Raw genomic sequence first — 17804 nt, 5'->3', positions numbered from 1 at the left:
ATACTATTGGCCTCAATCCACTTTTTGAAGGAGTTACTAAACTAACTTGAAACTGCCATTCCCATCATTTTCGGTTAACTTTTGCTGAAAATGGCTACCTTTTCGCTCCTTTAAAGTAACTCCATGAATAAATGTTTTATTCTGATTGCCTTTTTTCTTTTTAAAACCCTTCGTTTCCAGCATTCGATAAAATGACCGATTTTTTAATGCATGCTCTCCAGTTTTAAAGCACCAATTCGAATAAACTTCATAAAGTTCTTTTGCTTCAATTTTTACTTCATCGACCATTGGAATGTAGCAGCACTCATAAAGGAATGGCCCGAGGATGTCCATATCTTCTTTATAGTCGCCGGTTGCTTTCTTTACGATTGCTGGTTCTTTCAGCCCCGACTTCTGCCACTTCAAACAACCTTCAATGGCCCATTTTAATATTCCAGGCATTTCAAGCGATAGTTTTTCTGGAAGTTTAAGATCACGTTTTTCTTTTGGTAATTGGAGGTTAAAAGGAACTAATTTAACACGTCTCCAAATACCTTCGTCTACACCCTTTATGACTGGCTTGTGATTTGTAGTGAAGAAAACCTTAAATTCCGGTGTAAACTCAAAATATTCTTGGCGTAGGAAGCGAGCAAGTACGGGTTCGCCACCTGTAATCTGTTTAACGAATGCTTCAGATAATTGCTCACCATCTTCACTTTCGATTGCAGAAACAAAACGAGATCCTACTAATCGTGCAATATCGTTATTGGCGCCAGTTTCTTTTTTCTTGATGAAAGTATCTGATTTAGCTTGCTTCCCATATTCGCCCATGAGGTCCTTAATAGTGTTAATAAAAGTTGATTTTCCGTTGGATCCACCACCGATTAGGAAAACCATTATTTGTTCAGTGATTTCTCCAGTAAGGGAGTAACCAATTAATCGCTGCATGTATTCGATTAATTCCTTGTCTCCTAAGAAAATCTGTTCAAGGAATTTAAGCCACTCTGGACATTTTGCATTTTCATCAAATTCAACATTGGTGATTTTCGTTAATCCTAATTCACGATCATAAGGCTGCAACTTACCGGTCTTCAAATCGATAATCCCGTTTTCAACATTAAATAAGTATTTGTGTTTATCGAAATCTTCTCTTTCAGCTGGCACCAAAGGCATTAAGTCTTTAATGGAGTTAATTCGTATATTACGTTTGCCACACATACGCGCCCATTTCACTTCAAGTTCATCATCTGATTTTTCTAAGCCCCTAATTACTTTGTTAGTGATACGTTCGATTTGTTTCTTATTATCAAATTTCCAACGTTTACCGTCCCAAATTAACCAACCCATATCGGATACATATTTGATAACATGGCCATATTCATATGCAATCCGTTCTGCATTACCTAATTCATTCAAACGGAATTTCTTTTTTGGCTTTTCCTCCACAACTTCTTCCTCAATATTGTGGAAGTCAAAAGAGAATTCCGCGAATTGTTCCTTGTTATCTAAAATTGTTGTAGAGGTGGCAGAAATGGCTGTCGCTATCGTTCGTTCACCATACGTTTCATTTGTATCTCTAAAATGAATGACATCCCATTTATCACGCATAAGAGCCGATTCACGGAACATAGTATCCATTCGTGTTGCAGATTTGCCTGTCCAAAATGCAAGGTGATTGCATAGAGCCAAATCACTGGCTGAATGATCATCATTTATCAGATTCCCATTGAATAACGACCTTATTTCATCGCCATTTTTGCTTCGGAAAATTCTCCCCCATAATGCATCGTTCGTAATAGTGATTTCGTCTTTCTCAAATTCAGCTAAGTTGACGCGGCCTTGAATATCACTGTCATCGAAATATTGCTCAAATACTTCAGCGATTTCATCTGTACGCTCATAAACGTCATTAGAATTTTCACGATTACCAGTAAAACTGAAATAACGTCCATATGAATAAATTTCTAAACCATGTTTAGTGTTCTTTCGGCCAGTCCCCAGAACAGTTTGTGGAAGGTTCCCCTTGATGATGATATGGACTCCGGTACCAGAAGGAGAAAACTCTGTATAGCTGTCTAATGTATCGATAATTTCTGTTGAAAGAATATTCGTCTTTCCATCTACAACGCATTTATCAATATCGATTCCGATGTAATTGTCCTGCCGGCTAAATACAAACCCTATGCCGTCATAGTCGCCTTCTAAGTAGAATTTGACTGCCGTTGCAAATGTCGACCAAGTACGTCTATTGTTTGCCTGTGCCATTTCTCCATTTACTTGATATGGCACCTTTGTTGGTTTGTTATTTCGCTTTTCCGATCTCCACAAAATCCATTGAGGAAGGGCTTTTAATTCGGCAGGGATTTCGTTGAAATTGTATGGATTTTCTTTCATTTTGCCCTCCAATTAGTGCTAAACATCGTTTTTTGGGTATAAAAAAGAGAAGCTAGTAAAATACCAACTTCTCTATTTAATTTTATTTAGAACGGGATATCATCGTCACTGATGGTAATTGACGGTCCTGCTTGTTCTGGAGGACTCACCTTAGATGCATCAAAGAATCTAGCTTTAGCATATTTTTTTGATTTATCTTTTTTATCTTCTTGATGCTTAACGGTAATAACCAAATTTTTATTGAAAAGCTGTTTTGCCATGTCGTCAGAATCCTTAAATTCAACTCCATTTGGGAAGCCACATGCTTTGATAAGACTGTTAATGCGTTTAATATTGTTTTCTTTATACTCAGGATCATCATTGTGGAAATATAACGTGTTGTACAAAATTTTTGCACCTTGATGAGCTTGTGGTACATCTGAACGAATTTCAAAGTCTAGATTTAACGTAGGGTGCCCTTGGAAATCTTGTGCATTTGCATTAATAATGATTGCCTCGTATTTCCCTTCTGCTACTAACTCAAATCCTGTGCTTACGTTTTCCTCATCGAATTTAAAAAATGACATTATTTATTTCCCCCTGTATTTTCATTTGTAGTTGATACTAATAATTCTTCTTGAACGCAACCTTTACGATCATCTAGATGATTCTTGGCAAAAATACTCTGGTTACCTTCCAAAATAAATCCGCGGGTCCCGTCTGCTTTTCTAATTAATCGAGCGACAACATGCACGATTCCCATAACATGATTGACGATTTTATCGCGAATATCCGGAATGAATTGGTTATATTGCTGCCCATCATCATGTATAATGCTCCGGGTGGTTTCCCAGGCAGTGTAGATGACGTTGGCATCTAATCCATTGAATGTTTCAATAACCTTTAGCAAATGGTTGTCGAATAGAGCGTAATCCTTTAATTCTGGCATACCACTTTTTGTTTTTTCGCCCTTACTCATCAACCAAAGCTTTTGATAATGGGTAAGATTGTCCACAAAAATGTTATCGTAATTAGCGATATTCGCTTTTGCATGCGCATAAAAATCTAAAATGCTTTGGTGTGGATCGCTCGAGTCAATCTTGGCAACGTCAACATTTGAGTAACCTTGTAATACTTGGCTGGTCCCATCTATATCGAGAACCAAGGTTTTACCAGGTAACAATCCGGAAACTGTTGTTTTACCATCACCCGGCTTTGAATAAATGATGACTTTTGCTTTTTCGCTTTTTTTAATTGCAGCTCCATTTGTAGTTTCCACTTTTACACCTCACTTTTATTTTTGTAATCACAGAACTTTTGAGCGATTTCCTTGGTTTCAAATAACGTTTTATACCCATATCCTATATCTTCAAATTTCGATTCATCTGTGATTAATTCACAGCCATGAATACTATCTTCATAGTAATTTAAGTATTCATCGTCTTTACCTCTGTACTTCACTGAGTACCAGGCATGGCCCTCTCCACGTCTAATGCTGAATGTACTTAAGAGAATTGGAATTGGCTCAAATACGGGAATTGAATTAGAGCACTCACATGATTCATAAGTTTTTCTACCAGAAGGTGTTGTATAATAAATCCTTCTGTTTTCATCACATTTATCACATTTCGGTTTATATTTGCTTCGTGAAGCTACGGTGAAATATTCAACTTCGAAATCATTCAACAGACTAGATAAACGCTCACGTCTTACTTTACGTTCCAAGTCTTGGCGCTCGTATTCTAACTTTCTTGATTTTTGATCATATTCTGATTTAATTGTTTTGAAATTAGCTTTGATTTCTTGCAGCTCTGCATTTTCTTTTCTAAGCCGATCCATCTCAGAAACGAATTCTTCTTTAACAGCTTTTAATAAACTTTCTCTGAATTCATCAACTTGCATTTCGAATTCACTCGGTTCATGATAAAAATCCTCTTCGTAATAGCTCATCTTAAACCTCCACACTATAAGAAATGGATTCAGGCTTCACGATCACACCAGGAACAATCTGGCCGTTCTCATCCACTACTACTTTTTCACCACTGATTTCTACAATCTTCAATGACTTTTTCAAGTCTGCCCATTTCACACTATTCTTGATGAATTCATCCATTTCATTTTCAATAACGTACTGAAGGATTACTTCCTCATCCGCCTTATCCGGTGTCTCCTTCGACTTACGAGTCTTAGATTTACCATAAGGAGTGCTGATAGTTTTTGCTTTTGGATCCTCTGCCAATTGTTTAGCATGATATAGAGTAATAAGTGATTCGAAAAAGCTTGTACTATTGGTGATGGAAGATAGCTCACCTTTTTCCCATTCAGCAATACGATCACGTTCCACATTTGCCAGTTGCTTGATTTCCTTTTCTTTTGACTTAAGAGCAGTAAGTTTACGGAAGGCCCAATTTAGGCTATTGATGTCCGTAATCTCAAAATTAGTTTCCTGTGATTGGATTTCTTCAACTTCCATAAGCTCGATTTGCTGTAAAGAATTCATTGTTTTTCCTCCTTCAATTCGTTTTCAAGAGATTCATATATTTCAATTAAGTCATCATAGGAATGACTTCCGCCAAGAGTAGACTCATGTTTTTCAAGCCAGTTATAAAGACTTTCTAACTGAGGATTAGCAGGACTAAAAACAGTACTTTTCTTTGTATCGAAATACATTTATTAATCCTCCTGTTGCATATTTGTTTTAAAAATGATTAGAATAGCTATAAGCGTTGTACAATTTTTAGGACTCCTGTCTGCAAACAGGGGTCTATTTTAATTGATTGAGGCTGAAGGATATTCATACTTCACACCAACAACAGGTAAACTAATTTCTGTGATAAGCTCGTCCTTGCGATTAAACAATTTGAAAACCCCATCATGTTCGATAATGTCATCCACAGCTTGTCCACCAAATTCCTTACCAATCTCAAAGGAATAAATAAAAGGGTGAGTTGCTTCAGCAATAACATCAAAAGACTTTATCCTTCTTTCCACTTGTTTCACCTCCCTAATTATTTTTGACTTCTTACATAAGCCCGATAAATTTCCATGTAACGGTCCGTTTCATTCATTGCTAACCATTCCCGGGTTTTGATATTCAACTTTCTCACCTCCCTTCAATCGTCCTGAAGTTAATGAGCTACCGCACATACACCCACTTAAAAAGACCAGTAATGCAAAGAATCCGGAAACCATGAATTCGCCCAATGAATTGCCTCCTTTATTAATGAGTAGGTTGTTCATTAATCCATAAAATCAAGAATTCTTCACATTCTTTTGCTGGGAACAACCACTTACCACCGACTTTTCTTTTCGGAAACCGAGAATCATAAAAGAATTTTTCTTTGATGTTGTTTTCACTCATACAAGTTTGGTGACAAAGTTCTTTCATATCCCAAAAGGTGCGATATTGATCTAGTTGGTCGAGCTTCTTCCTAAGCTCTTTCAAGAAAAGGTGTTCAATTTCTGATTCATGTAATTGAACTGAAATCATGAAATTTTACACCCCTTTTTTTTTGAATCATCTTCATCATCACCGACAAATAGATATTCAAGGCTGTGTTCTGGAAAAAATTCATTTTTGATTTTCAAGGCTTCCTTAAAAGTAAAATCATAATGACCATTTAGTTTATCGATGATGGTGGCATATCTTCTGTTAAGAAATTCTGCAATTTGAGCTGGCTTGACATCACTACGAAGCATTTCAACCTTTAAATTTTTCAGCATTTCTCGTCCTCCTTTCTCAGATGCTCGATACTCAAATTCGTATCTTGTAAACATATTATACTCAAATTCGTATCAAGTCAACAAAGTTTCGTAAAAAAATACTCATTATCGCACTTTTGAGGTTTACATCGTAAAAAAATACAGTATAATGGAATTAAATGAATACGATATTTCGTATAAAGTCGGAGTATATAGACAGGGGATTGGTTATGGATAAAAGAACGGAAATATTAAAAAATCTAATTGACGAAACTGGCCTTAATCAGAAGGCATTTGCAGAGAAGGTAAATCTTCCATATACAACATTGCGCTCTATGCTTCAAAGAGGAATTGGAAATGCATCAGTAGATAATGTGATTAAAGTATGTAAAGGGTTAGGTATTACTACAGAGGATTTAGAAAGATTGGCTAATGGAGAAAAACTACATAAAAGTGAAAACTCTCTTCCAAAACTTAACTCAAAGGATGAAAAAGATATACAAATAGAGCTACAAAAAATGATTGATGGGTTAAGTGCTCAAAATGGATATGCTGCTTTTGATGGTCAGACTTTGGATGGTATGGATGATGAGGATAAAGAGCTTTTAATAGTCAGTTTGGAAAACTCCTTACGTTTAGCAAAAAGATTAGCTAAGCAAAAATTCACTCCGAAAAAATACCGTAAATAGAAATAGGAGTGTTGTTGATGGAACCCATTCTTGTGAAGATCAAAGAGCTCGTTGGAAAATTTGATACGAACTGCCCTTTTAAAATTGCTCAGCATTTAGGAATCCAGGTAATTTACGAAGATTTAGGAAAAACGTTAGGCTATTTCAGTCAATTCTGTAGAATTAAAATTATTCATATTAACGAAAACACTAATGAATATCAAAGAAGGTTTATATGTGCACATGAATTAGCACATGCTTTGCTTCATCCAAACGCTAATACACCTTTTTTGAAGAAAAATACACTGTTTTCAACAGACAAAATTGAATTAGAAGCTAATTTATTCGCAATAAGGTTATTATTTTCCGATCACTATTTTAACGAACAAATTAGTTTCGAGGATGCTGTAGATTTATATGGTATACCGAAGAAATTTATATTGGATAACTTGAAAGGAGATTAATCAATGGCCACATTTAGAAAGTTAAAGAGTGGAAATTGGCAAGCTAGAGTCTCAAAGGATGGTAAGGAATTTAGTATAGGTACATATCGTACAAAGAAAGAAGCTGAAATTGAAGCAGGTAAGGTTGAAGAAAGGATCTATTATGGACAAGCACTGAATGACAGGAATATGTTATTTGAAGAAGTTGCAAAAGAATGGCTATACGATTATAAAAAAGCAAATGTTAAGGAATCCACATTCGAACAGCTTGAAGTAATTGTTCGGCTACATATTTTACCCTTTTTTAATAACAAGAGAATTATGAAAATTAGAAGAACTGAAATAAAACGTTGGATTAATGAGCTGGGGGAAAAAGAAGACGGAATAGAAAAGTATTCTTATGGATCCAGATTAAAGTATCTGTCTGTTTTGAAAAGCATATTTCATTATGCAGTACATGAATTAGAAGTATTAGAAAAGAATCCTGCTGATCGTTTAAAGGTTCCAGTACAGGATAGTGTGGCAAATAAAAAAGAGACTAAATACTATAACCTTGACGAACTAAATAAATTACTTGAATACATGAAAACATATAAACATCAGCGTTTTCATGAATACCAGTTATATTATATGCTTATGTATTTTTTAAGTCAGACCGGATTACGAATCAGCGAGACTTTAGCATTAAGATGGTCAGATATAGAGGACAATAAAATAACTATAGAACGTCAAACAAGAAGATCTGAAAACAACGAGTTATTATTGACTACATTAAAAAACACATCGTCCTATCGTACAATTGGATTACAAGATGAACTCGTTCGTGAATTGAAAAAGTTCAAACTTAAACAAAACGAATTGATTATAGGAAGTCAAAAATTCCACAAGAATGTAGATGGAATCATTTTTCAAAATTATAGTGGAAACTATTTAACACCATCTATTGTCCGTGAAACGATACAGAAATACTGTAAAAAGGCTGGAGTAGAGTATAAAGGTACACATGGATTTAGACATACACACGCCGTTCTTTTACTCGAATCTGGAGCAAGTATAAAATTTGTATCCCAGCGACTAGGACATAAAAGTATCAAAACAACAGCTGATACTTATCTTGATATTACCGAAAAAATAGAAGAAGACGAACTTAAAAAGTTCGCCTCTTATACTTCAATGAAATTTTAAATCGGCACAAAACCGGCACTCACATAACTCTTCGCTTTATATAACCAGTCTAAACGTTGATTTGAAAGGGTTTGTATCTAATTAACCAATACTACCTTCCATTTCGAACTTGATAAATGGTTCATTTCAACCGCATATTCCATTGGAAGTTCTTTTGTAAATGGTTCGATGAATCCCATTACGATCATTTCCGTTGCTTCTTGCTCAGAAATCCCGCGGCTCATCAAGTAGAACAATTGTTCTTCAGATACTTTGGAAACCTTCGCTTCGTGTTCAAGGGAAATGTTATCATTCAAGATTTCATTGTAAGGGATCGTATCAGATGTAGACTGATTATCCATGATTAATGTATCACATTCAATGTTGGAACGAGCTCCATCCGCTTTACGTCCGAAATGAACGATACCACGGTATGTTACTTTACCGCCCTGTTTAGAAATTGATTTTGATACAATCGTCGAAGATGTATTTGGCGCTAGGTGAATCATTTTCGCTCCAGCGTCTTGGTGTTGGCCTTTTCCTGCAATGGCAATCGATAATGTCATACCGCGAGCGCCTTCACCTTTTAAGATGACAGCAGGATATTTCATTGTCAATTTGGAACCGATGTTACCATCAATCCATTCCATTGTTGCATTAGCGTCACAAACCGCACGTTTCGTAACCAGGTTAAACACGTTGTTTGCCCAGTTTTGGATCGTCGTGTAACGGCAGTAAGCATCTTTCTTGATGACAATTTCAACAACTGCACTATGAAGGGAGTTCGTTGTATAAACAGGAGCTGTACAACCTTCTACATAATGAACGGATGCGCCTTCATCAACAATGATTAGCGTACGTTCGAATTGCCCCATGTTTTCAGAGTTGATCCGGAAATAAGCTTGAAGCGGAGTATCCACTTTAACGCCTTTCGGTACATAGATGAATGACCCGCCTGACCAAACTGCCGAATTCAATGCAGAGAATTTATTGTCAGTAGGTGGGATCGTTTTCCCGAAATGCTCACGGAAGATATCTTCATTTTCACGAAGTGCTGAGTCCGTATCTTTAAACACGATACCCAAGTCTTCCAATTCTACTTTCATGCTGTGGTAAACCACTTCAGATTCATATTGGGCAGATACACCGGCAAGGTATTTTTGTTCGGCTTCAGGAATTCCCAATTTATCAAAAGTCTGTTTGATTTCATCAGGAACTTCATCCCAAGACTTCTCTGATTTCTCTGATGGCTTAACATAGTATGTGATTTCATCAAAGTTCAGGCTCTGCATGTCGCCGCCCCATTGAGGCATTGGCATGTTGTAAAAATGCTCCAATGATTTCAAACGGAAATCAAGCATCCATTGCGGTTCATCCTTCATTCGAGAAATTTCTTCCACGATTTCTTTTGTCAGACCACGCTTTGAACGGAAGATGGAAACATCTTTATCCGCAAAGCCATATTTATAATCGCCGATATCAGGCATTTTCTTTGCCATAGCTCGTATTCCTCCATTTCAAATGGCTGAATTACAACAGCTCATTTTAATTTAATTATTCCTTCAATCCCTTTTCCATGGCTTTCCAAGCTAGGGTAGCACACTTGATTCGGGCAGGAAATTTAGAAACACCCTGAAGGGCTTCAATATCCCCAAGGTCCATCTCATCGTCGTATTCTTTTCCTTGAATCATTAAGGAAAAAGTCTCGGACATCGCTAGAGCAGTATCAACGTCTTTGCCCTTAATGGCTTGCGTCATCATGGAAGCCGAACTCATGGATATCGAACAACCATCACCATCGAATTTAACATCGCTGACCTTGCCATCTTCAATCTTCATCGTTAAACGAATCCGATCGCCGCAAGTAGGATTATTCATATCGATTGTCATGCTTCCATCTTCTAGCATGCCCTTATTACGAGGTTTCTTATAGTGATCCATAATGACTTGACGGTAAAGTGTATCAAGGTTATCAAAAGACATTACTGAAATACTCCTTCGTTTTAACAAGCCCGGACACAAGCTTATCAATATCTTCTTCCGTGTTATATAGATAGAAACTTGCTCTTGCTGTTGCTGATACGTCAAGCCATTTCATTAATGGCTGTGCGCAGTGGTGACCGGCACGGACAGCAATTCCATCTGCATCAAGAACGGTAGCGACATCATGTGGATGTACGTCATCAATATTAAAGGTTATTACACCAGCACGCTTTTCTGCATCTTTAGGACCGTAAATGGTCAGCCCTTCAACTGCTGACATTTTCTCCATTGCATATGCGGCGAGCTTATGTTCATGCCGTTCAATATTATCCAAACCGATTTCCTCCAAGAAATCAATGGCAGCCCCCATGCCGATGGCGCCGGCGATGATTGGAGTACCGCCTTCGAATTTCCACGGGAGTTCTTTCCATGTAGACTCATACAAACCTACAAAATCAATCATCTCTCCGCCGAACTCGATCGGTTCCATTTTTTCCAGAAGATCTTTCTTGCCATATAATGCGCCGATGCCTGTTGGACCGACCATTTTATGACCTGAGAAGGCAAAGAAATCACAATCCAAATCACGGACATCCACTTTTAGATGCGGCGTGCTTTGTGCCCCGTCGACTACCATTACAGCATTGTGATCATGGGCAATTTGGGCGATTTCCTTCACAGGATTGATAACGCCAAGCACATTCGAAACCTGCATGATGGACACGATTTTCGTGGCTTCCGTAATTGTAGCCCTCGCATCGTCAACGGAAATCGTGCCATCCTCCTGAAGCGGAATATACTTCAATACAGCGCCTTGTTCTTTGGCAAGCTGCTGCCACGGAATGATATTACTGTGATGCTCCATGTAAGAGATGACGATTTCGTCACCCTCTTTAATATTTGCACCACCGTAACTTCTTGCTACAGTATTTAAAGCAGTCGTTGTGCCTCTGGTAAAGATGATTTCTTCTGTAGAAGAAGCATTAATGAATTTACGTACCTTTTCACGAGCACCTTCATACGCATCCGTAGCTTTTGTTCCTAGTGTATGCACCCCGCGGTGAACATTCGAGTTATAACCGCGGTAATATTGCTCAATCGCTTCAATCACTGCAGCCGGTTTTTGAGAGGTTGCAGCACTATCTAAATAAACTAATGGCTGACCATTGACTTCTTGATCTAATATTGGAAAAAGCTTACGAATTTCGTATGGGTTCATTACTGTACTTTCCTTTCAATGACCGCTACTAATTGTTTTTTGACTCCCTCAATTGGAAGCTCGTTAACAACAGGGGCCAAGAATCCGTGAATGACAAGTCTTTCTGCTTCTTTCTTTGTAATACCACGGCTCATTAAATAATACAGTTGAAGCGGATCGACACGGCCGACGGAAGCAGCATGGCCAGCCGTTACATCATCTTCATCGATCAAGAGGATCGGATTGGCGTCTCCGCGTGCTTTTTCACTTAACATCAATACGCGTGACTCCTGTTCGGCATTGGCCTTTGTAGCTCCATACTCTATTTTCCCGATTCCATTAAAAATGGAGGATGCGGATTCTTTCATGACACCGTGCTTAAGGATATAACCCTCAGAGCGTTTGCCATAATGAATGATGGCTGTCGTGAAGTTCTGCTTTTGTTCCCCGCGTCCGACTACAACGGTTTTTGTATCACCGTGAGAGCCATCGCCCATTAGATATGTTGTATTATCTGAAATCGTATTTCCGTCGTTCATCAGGCCAAGCGCCCACTCAATACGTGCGTCACGTCCTGCCACTCCACGGCGGTTAACATATGTCGTGAAGCCTTTTGAAAGGGTATCGACCGCACCATATTGGACTTTGGCATTCGCATTTGCAAATACTTCAGTTACGATGTTGGCAACACCTTCGTTAGACTCAACGGTTGAGAAGTAGTTCTCTACATATGTGACAGAGCTATTATCTTCAGCTACGATCAAGACATGGTTGAAAAGTGTAGTATCTGGATTATCCAAAAGGAATACCGATTGAATCGGCTCTTTGATTTCTACATTTTTCGGAACATAAAGGAATGCTCCCCCATTAACCAATGCAGCATGAAGTGCTGTTAAACGATGCTCATCTATTTTAACGCCGTCTTTCATGAAATATTTTTGCACGAGCTCAGCATGATCGCGGGCCGCTGATAAAATATCCGTAAAAATGACGCCTTGTTCTTTCACACTTGCTGACAGATTGATATGTGCCGGCGTATTATTGCGTTGGATGTATAAGTTTTCATTTTCTTCAATGATGGACTTAATTTCTTCCGGAAGCTCCTCTAAAGAGGCAAAAGCTTCACTCTCAACCGTATGAGTTTGGAAAGAAGTGAAATTCCATTTATCGATTTTCGTTTTATCCGGCTTTGGCATCGGGAGCTTTTCTAATTCAGAAAACGCTTGAATCCGAAGCTCGGATAGCCAAGCTGGATCATTATTTTTAGTTGAATAGGAGCTTATATCCTCTTGTTCAAACGGTAATTTCGTTTCTGTAGTCATTGCAAATCCTCCTACTTACGCTTCTTCGCCAACAGTTTCGTCTTCAATGCCCAATTCTTGTTTAATCCAGTCATAACCTTCCGCTTCCAAGCGGGCAGCAAGTTCAGGACCGCCTGATTTTACGACACGTCCTTGCATCATTACATGTACAAAATCAGGAGTGATGTAATTTAATAGACGTTGGTAGTGAGTGATGATCAAGCATCCAAAGTCTTCTCCGCGCATTTCGTTGATTCCTTTTGAAACGACTTTAAGTGCATCGATATCTAGACCTGAATCAATCTCATCCAAGATTGCAATTTTAGGTTGGATCATCATTAATTGAAGGATCTCGTTGCGTTTTTTCTCTCCGCCTGAGAAACCTTCATTTAAATAGCGTTGCGCCATATCTTCATCCATTTCAAGGAATTCCATTTTTTGGTCCATTTGACGGATGAATTTCATCAATGAAATTTCATCGCCTTCTTCACGGCGTGCGTTAATGGAAGAACGTAAGAAGTCTGCATTTGTAACACCGCTGATTTCACTTGGATATTGCATAGCTAGGAATAGACCGACACGAGCGCGCTCGTCTACTTCCATCTCCAATACATCTTCACCATCGAATGTGATGCTTCCGCTAGTTACCTCATATTTAGGGTGACCCATGATTGCTGATGATAAAGTTGATTTACCAGTTCCATTTGGTCCCATGATCGCATGGATTTCTCCACCTTTAACTTCAAGGTTTACCCCTTTTAAAATCTCTTTGCCTTCAATTGATACGTGCAGATCTTTAACCGTTAATGTAGAAGCTGACATAATAATACCTCCGTGAACTAATTCCAATTTTATTACCAGAAAGTAAAGATTACTTTCATTACTATAATTTACGTAAAAGCATTCTCACTTTATTCTCATTCCAATTTTATAACAAATCCAATTTAGAATCAACTAAATAGATATGGGTTTCCACTTCGGCCATGTTAAAAACCTGTCCCATTCTTACAATACTAACAGATATGGCCTGTTTACTGCATATTCATACTTATTTTAGCTTTTGTTAAAATTATCTTATTATTCGGCAAATCTTCGTCCTTAATACTATATGTTCAAAGGATTCGATTGCAAGGTATGAACGTTCCGCTTAAAAAGAAAAAAATCGGACTGTCAGGTATTATGTAAGTTTATCCAATAAGGAAATCCTTATTTTATGGACCACTTTCCATTTTACCTCTACAGACCGATCTTTTAAAGAACTCTTTTATATGCTTAGCCGTGAATTTTGCGTTGTAGGTCCTGGACCATTTTGTTGCACTTTACATGTTCCCTATCCCGTTCTTTCTCAACCTCGATACGGAGGTCTAAATCTCTGCTGTACTCACTGTAGCCAATCCCATGTGAAGACTGCATCGCCTTTTCCATTTCGCTTGTTACATTTAAATCCAGAGTATTGATAGTGAACCATCCTTTCAAATTTGTGTATCATTTTTCACCTTCATTATCTCTATACCCTTTCCTTTCCTGATTAAACATGAAAGGAGTAAACTAAACCGCAGACTGAAACAACCTGGATCATCATTAACCGAACTTATAGAAGTGAAGCACTTTATCACGGAAATCCTAACCGGCATTGAACGGAAATAGAATGTAGGTGAAAGTGATTCTATTCTGATTGTGTAGTCTTAGTGGATTGGAACGGAAGGTACGAGACTCTTGAGGGAAAAGCGAGTGCCTGAAGCGGAAAGTAACGTTCAAATTTTTAAAACCTAAAAATCTAAAAAACTGTAGACAAACTAAAAATCATGAGCGACGCATTATGTAAAAGCTGAACGGACAAACCAGCTCGCTTATTCATTTATGCTTCAGCAGACCGTAACGGATTTGTGTTGGGACGATAGTAACACCCGGAAATACTCGATTAAGAGCCTCTGATTGAACAAGTGATTAAGAAAGCTGGAAAACCTGAAGCTGTTGACCCAGATTCCGCAACCATGGCTATGCGTAATATGAGCGTTTTGGTTGTTATCCCTGTCCATCGGCACTCAATAACAAATATAGAGGGCTATAATGATTAAATCCAATAACAAAAAGGTTTCGGAATGAGACCATTCCGAAACCTTTTTAAACTGCTACCTGAATTAAATCAGGCCGCCATTCTCGAATTATTTATCCGCCGGTACAACTGCACCTTTGTATTCTTTAAGAATGAAATCTTGAATTTCTTTAGAATGCAATACTTCTACAAGCGCTTTGATTGCTTCTTTATTTTCGTCACCTTTGTTTACGGCAATGACATTCACATAAGGTGATTCGGAATCCTCAATCGCAATTGAATCTTTAAGCGGATTCAAACCGGCGTCTATTGCATAGTTGGAGTTGATCAAGACTGCATCGCCTTCGCCGCTCTCATAAATTTTAGGAAGCAGGGCCGCTTCATAATCTGCATCGAATTTAAGGTTTTTCTTATTTTCAACGATGTCTTTCGTTGTAGCCGTCGTTTTATCGATGCCTTCTTTCAAAGTGATCAGGCCATTCTTTTCCAAAAGGGATAATGCGCGTCCATGATCAGCAACAGAGCTGCTCATAATAATTGTTGCACCTTCCGGAAGTTTATCAATGCTTTTATATTTTTGTGAATATAGAGCAATCGGCTCGATATGGATTCCGCCAGCATTGACGAAGTCATATCCATTTTCTTTAATTTGCCCCTCTAAATATGGAATGTGTTGAAAGTAGTTAGCATCCAATTCCTTATCATTCAACGCCTTATTCGGTAAAACATAGTCCTGGAACGTTTCAATTTCCAAATCGATTCCTTTTTCTTTAAGAAGCGGTTTAGCTTCCTCAAGGATTTCTGCATGAGGAACATTGGATGCCCCTACAACTATTTTCTTCGATTCTTTATCCGTATCGCTGCCGCTTTTATCCTTTTCACTTCCACAAGCAGCCAAAGCGATAGATAACACTAAGATTAATGCAAATCCTAAAAACTTTTTCATCCTATTCATCTCCCTTTATCTTTTGTCCAATTTAGATGTAATCACATCTCCAATAATTTGAATTATGAAGACGATAATTAGAATAACGATCGTCGCTACAAGCGTAACGTCATTTTGATTTCTTTGATAGCCTTCCAAATAGGCTAGATTACCAAGCCCGCCTGCGCCGATGACCCCGGCCATTGCGGTATATCCAACCAATGCAATCGATGTTACCGTAATCCCGGAAATAAGGGCAGGCATCGACTCTGGAAGAAGGACCTTCCAAATGATCGTGCTCGTTTTTGCCCCCATCGATTTAGCGGCTTCAATTACACCTTTATCGATTTCACGAAGGCCGATTTCAACCATACGCGCATAAAATGGTGCCGCTCCGATAATGAGTGCCGGCAGTGCAGCGTTCTCACCGATCATGGAACCGACAAGCGCTTTAGTGAAAGGAATGAGCAGCACAATCAAAATAAGAAATGGAATGGAACGGAATATATTGACGACAGCACTCATGATTCCGTTGACAGCCCGGTTTTGCCACATATTACCTTTTCCTGTCAAGAAAAGGATCAATCCTAGTATTATGCCTATAAAAAAGGTTGCCACTACAGAGACGCTTGTCATGTAAAGCGTTTCTTTCGTAGCTTCAATGATGTCTTCCCAATCAACATTCGGCAATAATTCTTCAAGCATGAGTAATCACCTCCACGCCTACCTGCTGTGCTTTAATGAATTCGATTGCGCGGAGCATTTCATCCTCTTTGCCATCTAGGTGGATAAACAATGTTCCATATGAACCGCTTCTTGTTTGGGATATCTTACCTTGAACGATATTGACATCCAACTCGAAGTTACGTACAAGCTTGGTAATCAATGGGCTTTCTGCATGATCGCCTACAAAGGTCAATTGAATCACTTTGCCTGCTGGATAGCGTTCGAGCAAATGGTCCATCGTTTCTTTCGTTTCTTCCGGTTCCGTTACCTGTTGCACGAAACGCTTCGTCATTTGTTCTTTAGGATTCTTGAAGACATCCAGGACAGGACCTTGTTCAACAACCTGCCCGCTTTCCATCACGGCGACGCGATGGCAGATTTTACGTATTACATGCATTTCATGCGTAATCAAGACGATCGTCAATCCCAAACGCTGATTGATGTCAACAAGCAATTCGAGTATGGAGTCGGTAGTCTGCGGGTCCAATGCAGAAGTCGCTTCATCACACAGCAGCACTTTAGGGTCATTTGCCAGAGCCCTGGCTATTCCCACCCTTTGCTTTTGCCCTCCGCTTAATTGCGAAGGATAGGCCTTTTCCCTGCCTTCAAGTCCGACTAACTTGATCAATTCGTTCACACGCTTGGTGCGTTCCGGTTTAGAAACTCCTGCAATTTCCAACGGGAAAGATATATTCTCCTGAACGGTCCTTGACCACAATAGATTGAAATGTTGGAAAATCATGCTGATTTCTTGGCGGGCCTTACGAAGCTGAGCCCCTTTAATTTTTGAAATTTCCTTTTCAGCCACCACAACGGATCCCTCTGTCGGTGTTTCCAATCCATTGAGCATTCTGATCAAAGTACTTTTCCCCGCTCCACTGTAACCGATGATCCCGAAAATCTCGCCTTTATTTATTTCAACATTCACATTATTTACAGCCTTGATCGTCTCACTGTTTCCTTTTCCTGTTCGGAACAGCTTACTGACTTTCGTCAATGTAATCATTAACCCTCACCTCTTTTATCCAATAAAACCTATGAACTTAGTTGATTTCTCTACATTATTAGTCTGTTCTTCCCATCATGTAAAAGTTTTCTCCATTAAAATAGAAAAAACCTTTCTGCATGAGCAGAAAGGCAGGTGAAGAAACAGGCCTTCCTCTCATCTTCCAAAGTGATTAAACTTTGTGTGAATTGGCACCTTTCCAAGGAAATCTCCTTGTCGGTTGCCGGGTTTCATCGGGCACATCCCTCCACCTCTCTTGATAAGAGCTAATATATAGAAT

The 17804-nt window shown here is 38.6% G+C and carries 20 protein-coding genes, 1 pseudogene and 1 riboswitch; of the genes and pseudogenes, 3 read left to right on the top strand and 18 right to left on the bottom strand.

Going from position 1 to position 17804, the window contains the following annotated elements:
• Positions 1–36: 36 nt before the first annotated feature.
• The 9 genes from J7I96_RS07560 to J7I96_RS07520 form a co-directional block, all read right to left on the bottom strand.
• Positions 37–2373, bottom strand: coding sequence for a phage/plasmid primase, P4 family (locus J7I96_RS07560; protein ID WP_214922644.1), 2337 nt, complete (start codon positions 2371–2373; stop codon positions 37–39).
• Positions 2374–2459: 86 nt separating this feature from the next.
• Positions 2460–2939 (bottom strand): DUF669 domain-containing protein, encoded by a 480-nt coding sequence (locus tag J7I96_RS07555; RefSeq protein ID WP_214922646.1) that lies wholly within the window; start codon positions 2937–2939, stop codon positions 2460–2462.
• Positions 2939–3631, bottom strand: coding sequence for an AAA family ATPase (locus tag J7I96_RS07550; protein WP_214922648.1), 693 nt, complete (start codon positions 3629–3631; stop codon positions 2939–2941). Before J7I96_RS07550 ends, J7I96_RS07555 begins: the two co-directional genes overlap by 1 nt.
• A gap of 2 nt (positions 3632–3633) precedes the next feature.
• Positions 3634–4302, bottom strand: coding sequence for a hypothetical protein (locus J7I96_RS07545; RefSeq protein WP_214922650.1), 669 nt, complete (start codon positions 4300–4302; stop codon positions 3634–3636).
• A 1-nt stretch (position 4303) separates the two neighbouring features.
• A complete protein-coding gene (locus tag J7I96_RS07540) occupies positions 4304–4852 on the bottom strand; it encodes a host-nuclease inhibitor Gam family protein (protein ID WP_214922652.1) in 549 nt (182 codons plus the stop codon).
• On the bottom strand, positions 4849–5022 hold the full coding sequence (locus J7I96_RS07535; protein WP_214772196.1) for a hypothetical protein: 174 nt from the start codon (positions 5020–5022) through the stop codon (positions 4849–4851). The genes J7I96_RS07540 and J7I96_RS07535 overlap by 4 nt, the downstream gene beginning before the upstream one ends.
• Positions 5023–5121: 99 nt before the next feature.
• The gene (locus tag J7I96_RS07530; RefSeq protein WP_214922654.1) at positions 5122–5343 is read right to left on the bottom strand and encodes a hypothetical protein; all 222 of its coding nucleotides are present in this window, start codon (positions 5341–5343) and stop codon (positions 5122–5124) included.
• Positions 5344–5572: 229 nt separating this feature from the next.
• Positions 5573–5842 (bottom strand): hypothetical protein, encoded by a 270-nt coding sequence (locus J7I96_RS07525; protein ID WP_214922656.1) that lies wholly within the window; start codon positions 5840–5842, stop codon positions 5573–5575.
• Positions 5839–6075, bottom strand: a complete 237-nt coding sequence (locus J7I96_RS07520) for an XRE family transcriptional regulator (protein WP_214922658.1) — start codon at positions 6073–6075, stop codon at positions 5839–5841. Before J7I96_RS07520 ends, J7I96_RS07525 begins: the two co-directional genes overlap by 4 nt.
• Before the next feature lie 209 nt (positions 6076–6284).
• Between J7I96_RS07520 and J7I96_RS07515 the strand changes: the two genes are divergently transcribed.
• The 3 genes from J7I96_RS07515 to J7I96_RS07505 are packed head-to-tail and all read left to right on the top strand — an operon-like array spanning position 6285 to position 8350.
• Positions 6285–6743, top strand: coding sequence for a helix-turn-helix domain-containing protein (locus J7I96_RS07515; protein WP_214922660.1), 459 nt, complete (start codon positions 6285–6287; stop codon positions 6741–6743).
• Positions 6744–6760: 17 nt separating this feature from the next.
• Entirely contained in the window at positions 6761–7186 is a 426-nt protein-coding gene (locus tag J7I96_RS07510) for an ImmA/IrrE family metallo-endopeptidase (protein WP_214922662.1), read from the top strand.
• A 3-nt stretch (positions 7187–7189) separates the two neighbouring features.
• Positions 7190–8350: a tyrosine-type recombinase/integrase gene (locus tag J7I96_RS07505; RefSeq protein WP_214922664.1), complete on the top strand. Its 1161-nt coding sequence runs from the start codon at positions 7190–7192 to the stop codon at positions 8348–8350.
• Between the two features lie 81 nt (positions 8351–8431).
• On the opposite strand, the pseudogene sufB reads toward J7I96_RS07505, so the two are convergent.
• The 9 genes and pseudogenes from sufB to J7I96_RS07465 all read right to left on the bottom strand — a co-directional run bounded on the left by sufB (position 8432) and on the right by J7I96_RS07465 (position 17524).
• Positions 8432–9828: pseudogene (gene sufB, locus J7I96_RS07500) on the bottom strand (Fe-S cluster assembly protein SufB).
• Between the two features lie 55 nt (positions 9829–9883).
• Entirely contained in the window at positions 9884–10312 is a 429-nt protein-coding gene (gene sufU / locus J7I96_RS07495; protein ID WP_034310148.1) for a Fe-S cluster assembly sulfur transfer protein SufU, read from the bottom strand.
• Entirely contained in the window at positions 10302–11531 is a 1230-nt protein-coding gene (locus J7I96_RS07490) for a cysteine desulfurase (protein WP_214922666.1), read from the bottom strand. The genes sufU and J7I96_RS07490 overlap by 11 nt, the downstream gene beginning before the upstream one ends.
• Positions 11531–12832 carry a Fe-S cluster assembly protein SufD gene (gene sufD, locus J7I96_RS07485; protein ID WP_214773072.1) on the bottom strand — a complete coding sequence of 434 codons (1302 nt, stop codon included), beginning with the start codon at positions 12830–12832 and terminating at the stop codon, positions 11531–11533. Before sufD ends, J7I96_RS07490 begins: the two co-directional genes overlap by 1 nt.
• A gap of 15 nt (positions 12833–12847) precedes the next feature.
• Complete coding sequence (gene sufC, locus J7I96_RS07480; protein WP_034310141.1) at positions 12848–13633, bottom strand: Fe-S cluster assembly ATPase SufC; 786 nt, start codon at positions 13631–13633, stop codon at positions 12848–12850.
• Between the two features lie 450 nt (positions 13634–14083).
• Positions 14084–14224, bottom strand: a complete 141-nt coding sequence (locus tag J7I96_RS28990) for a YuzK family famiily protein (protein WP_479687500.1) — start codon at positions 14222–14224, stop codon at positions 14084–14086.
• 752 nt (positions 14225–14976) lie between these two features.
• Positions 14977–15813, bottom strand: coding sequence for a MetQ/NlpA family ABC transporter substrate-binding protein (locus tag J7I96_RS07475; protein WP_214773071.1), 837 nt, complete (start codon positions 15811–15813; stop codon positions 14977–14979).
• Positions 15814–15828: 15 nt separating this feature from the next.
• Positions 15829–16497, bottom strand: coding sequence for a methionine ABC transporter permease (locus J7I96_RS07470; RefSeq protein WP_214773070.1), 669 nt, complete (start codon positions 16495–16497; stop codon positions 15829–15831).
• Positions 16490–17524, bottom strand: a complete 1035-nt coding sequence (locus tag J7I96_RS07465; RefSeq protein WP_048688213.1) for a methionine ABC transporter ATP-binding protein — start codon at positions 17522–17524, stop codon at positions 16490–16492. Before J7I96_RS07465 ends, J7I96_RS07470 begins: the two co-directional genes overlap by 8 nt.
• Before the next feature lie 153 nt (positions 17525–17677).
• Positions 17678–17790: riboswitch (SAM riboswitch) on the bottom strand.
• Positions 17791–17804: the final 14 nt, after the last annotated feature.

This window comes from Bacillus sp. ISL-78, assembly GCF_018613455.1.
Lineage (GTDB): Bacteria > Bacillota > Bacilli > Bacillales > DSM-1321 > Peribacillus > Peribacillus frigoritolerans.
Note: the sequence above shows the minus strand (reverse complement) of the source record. Positions and strands in the feature narration are given on the sequence as shown.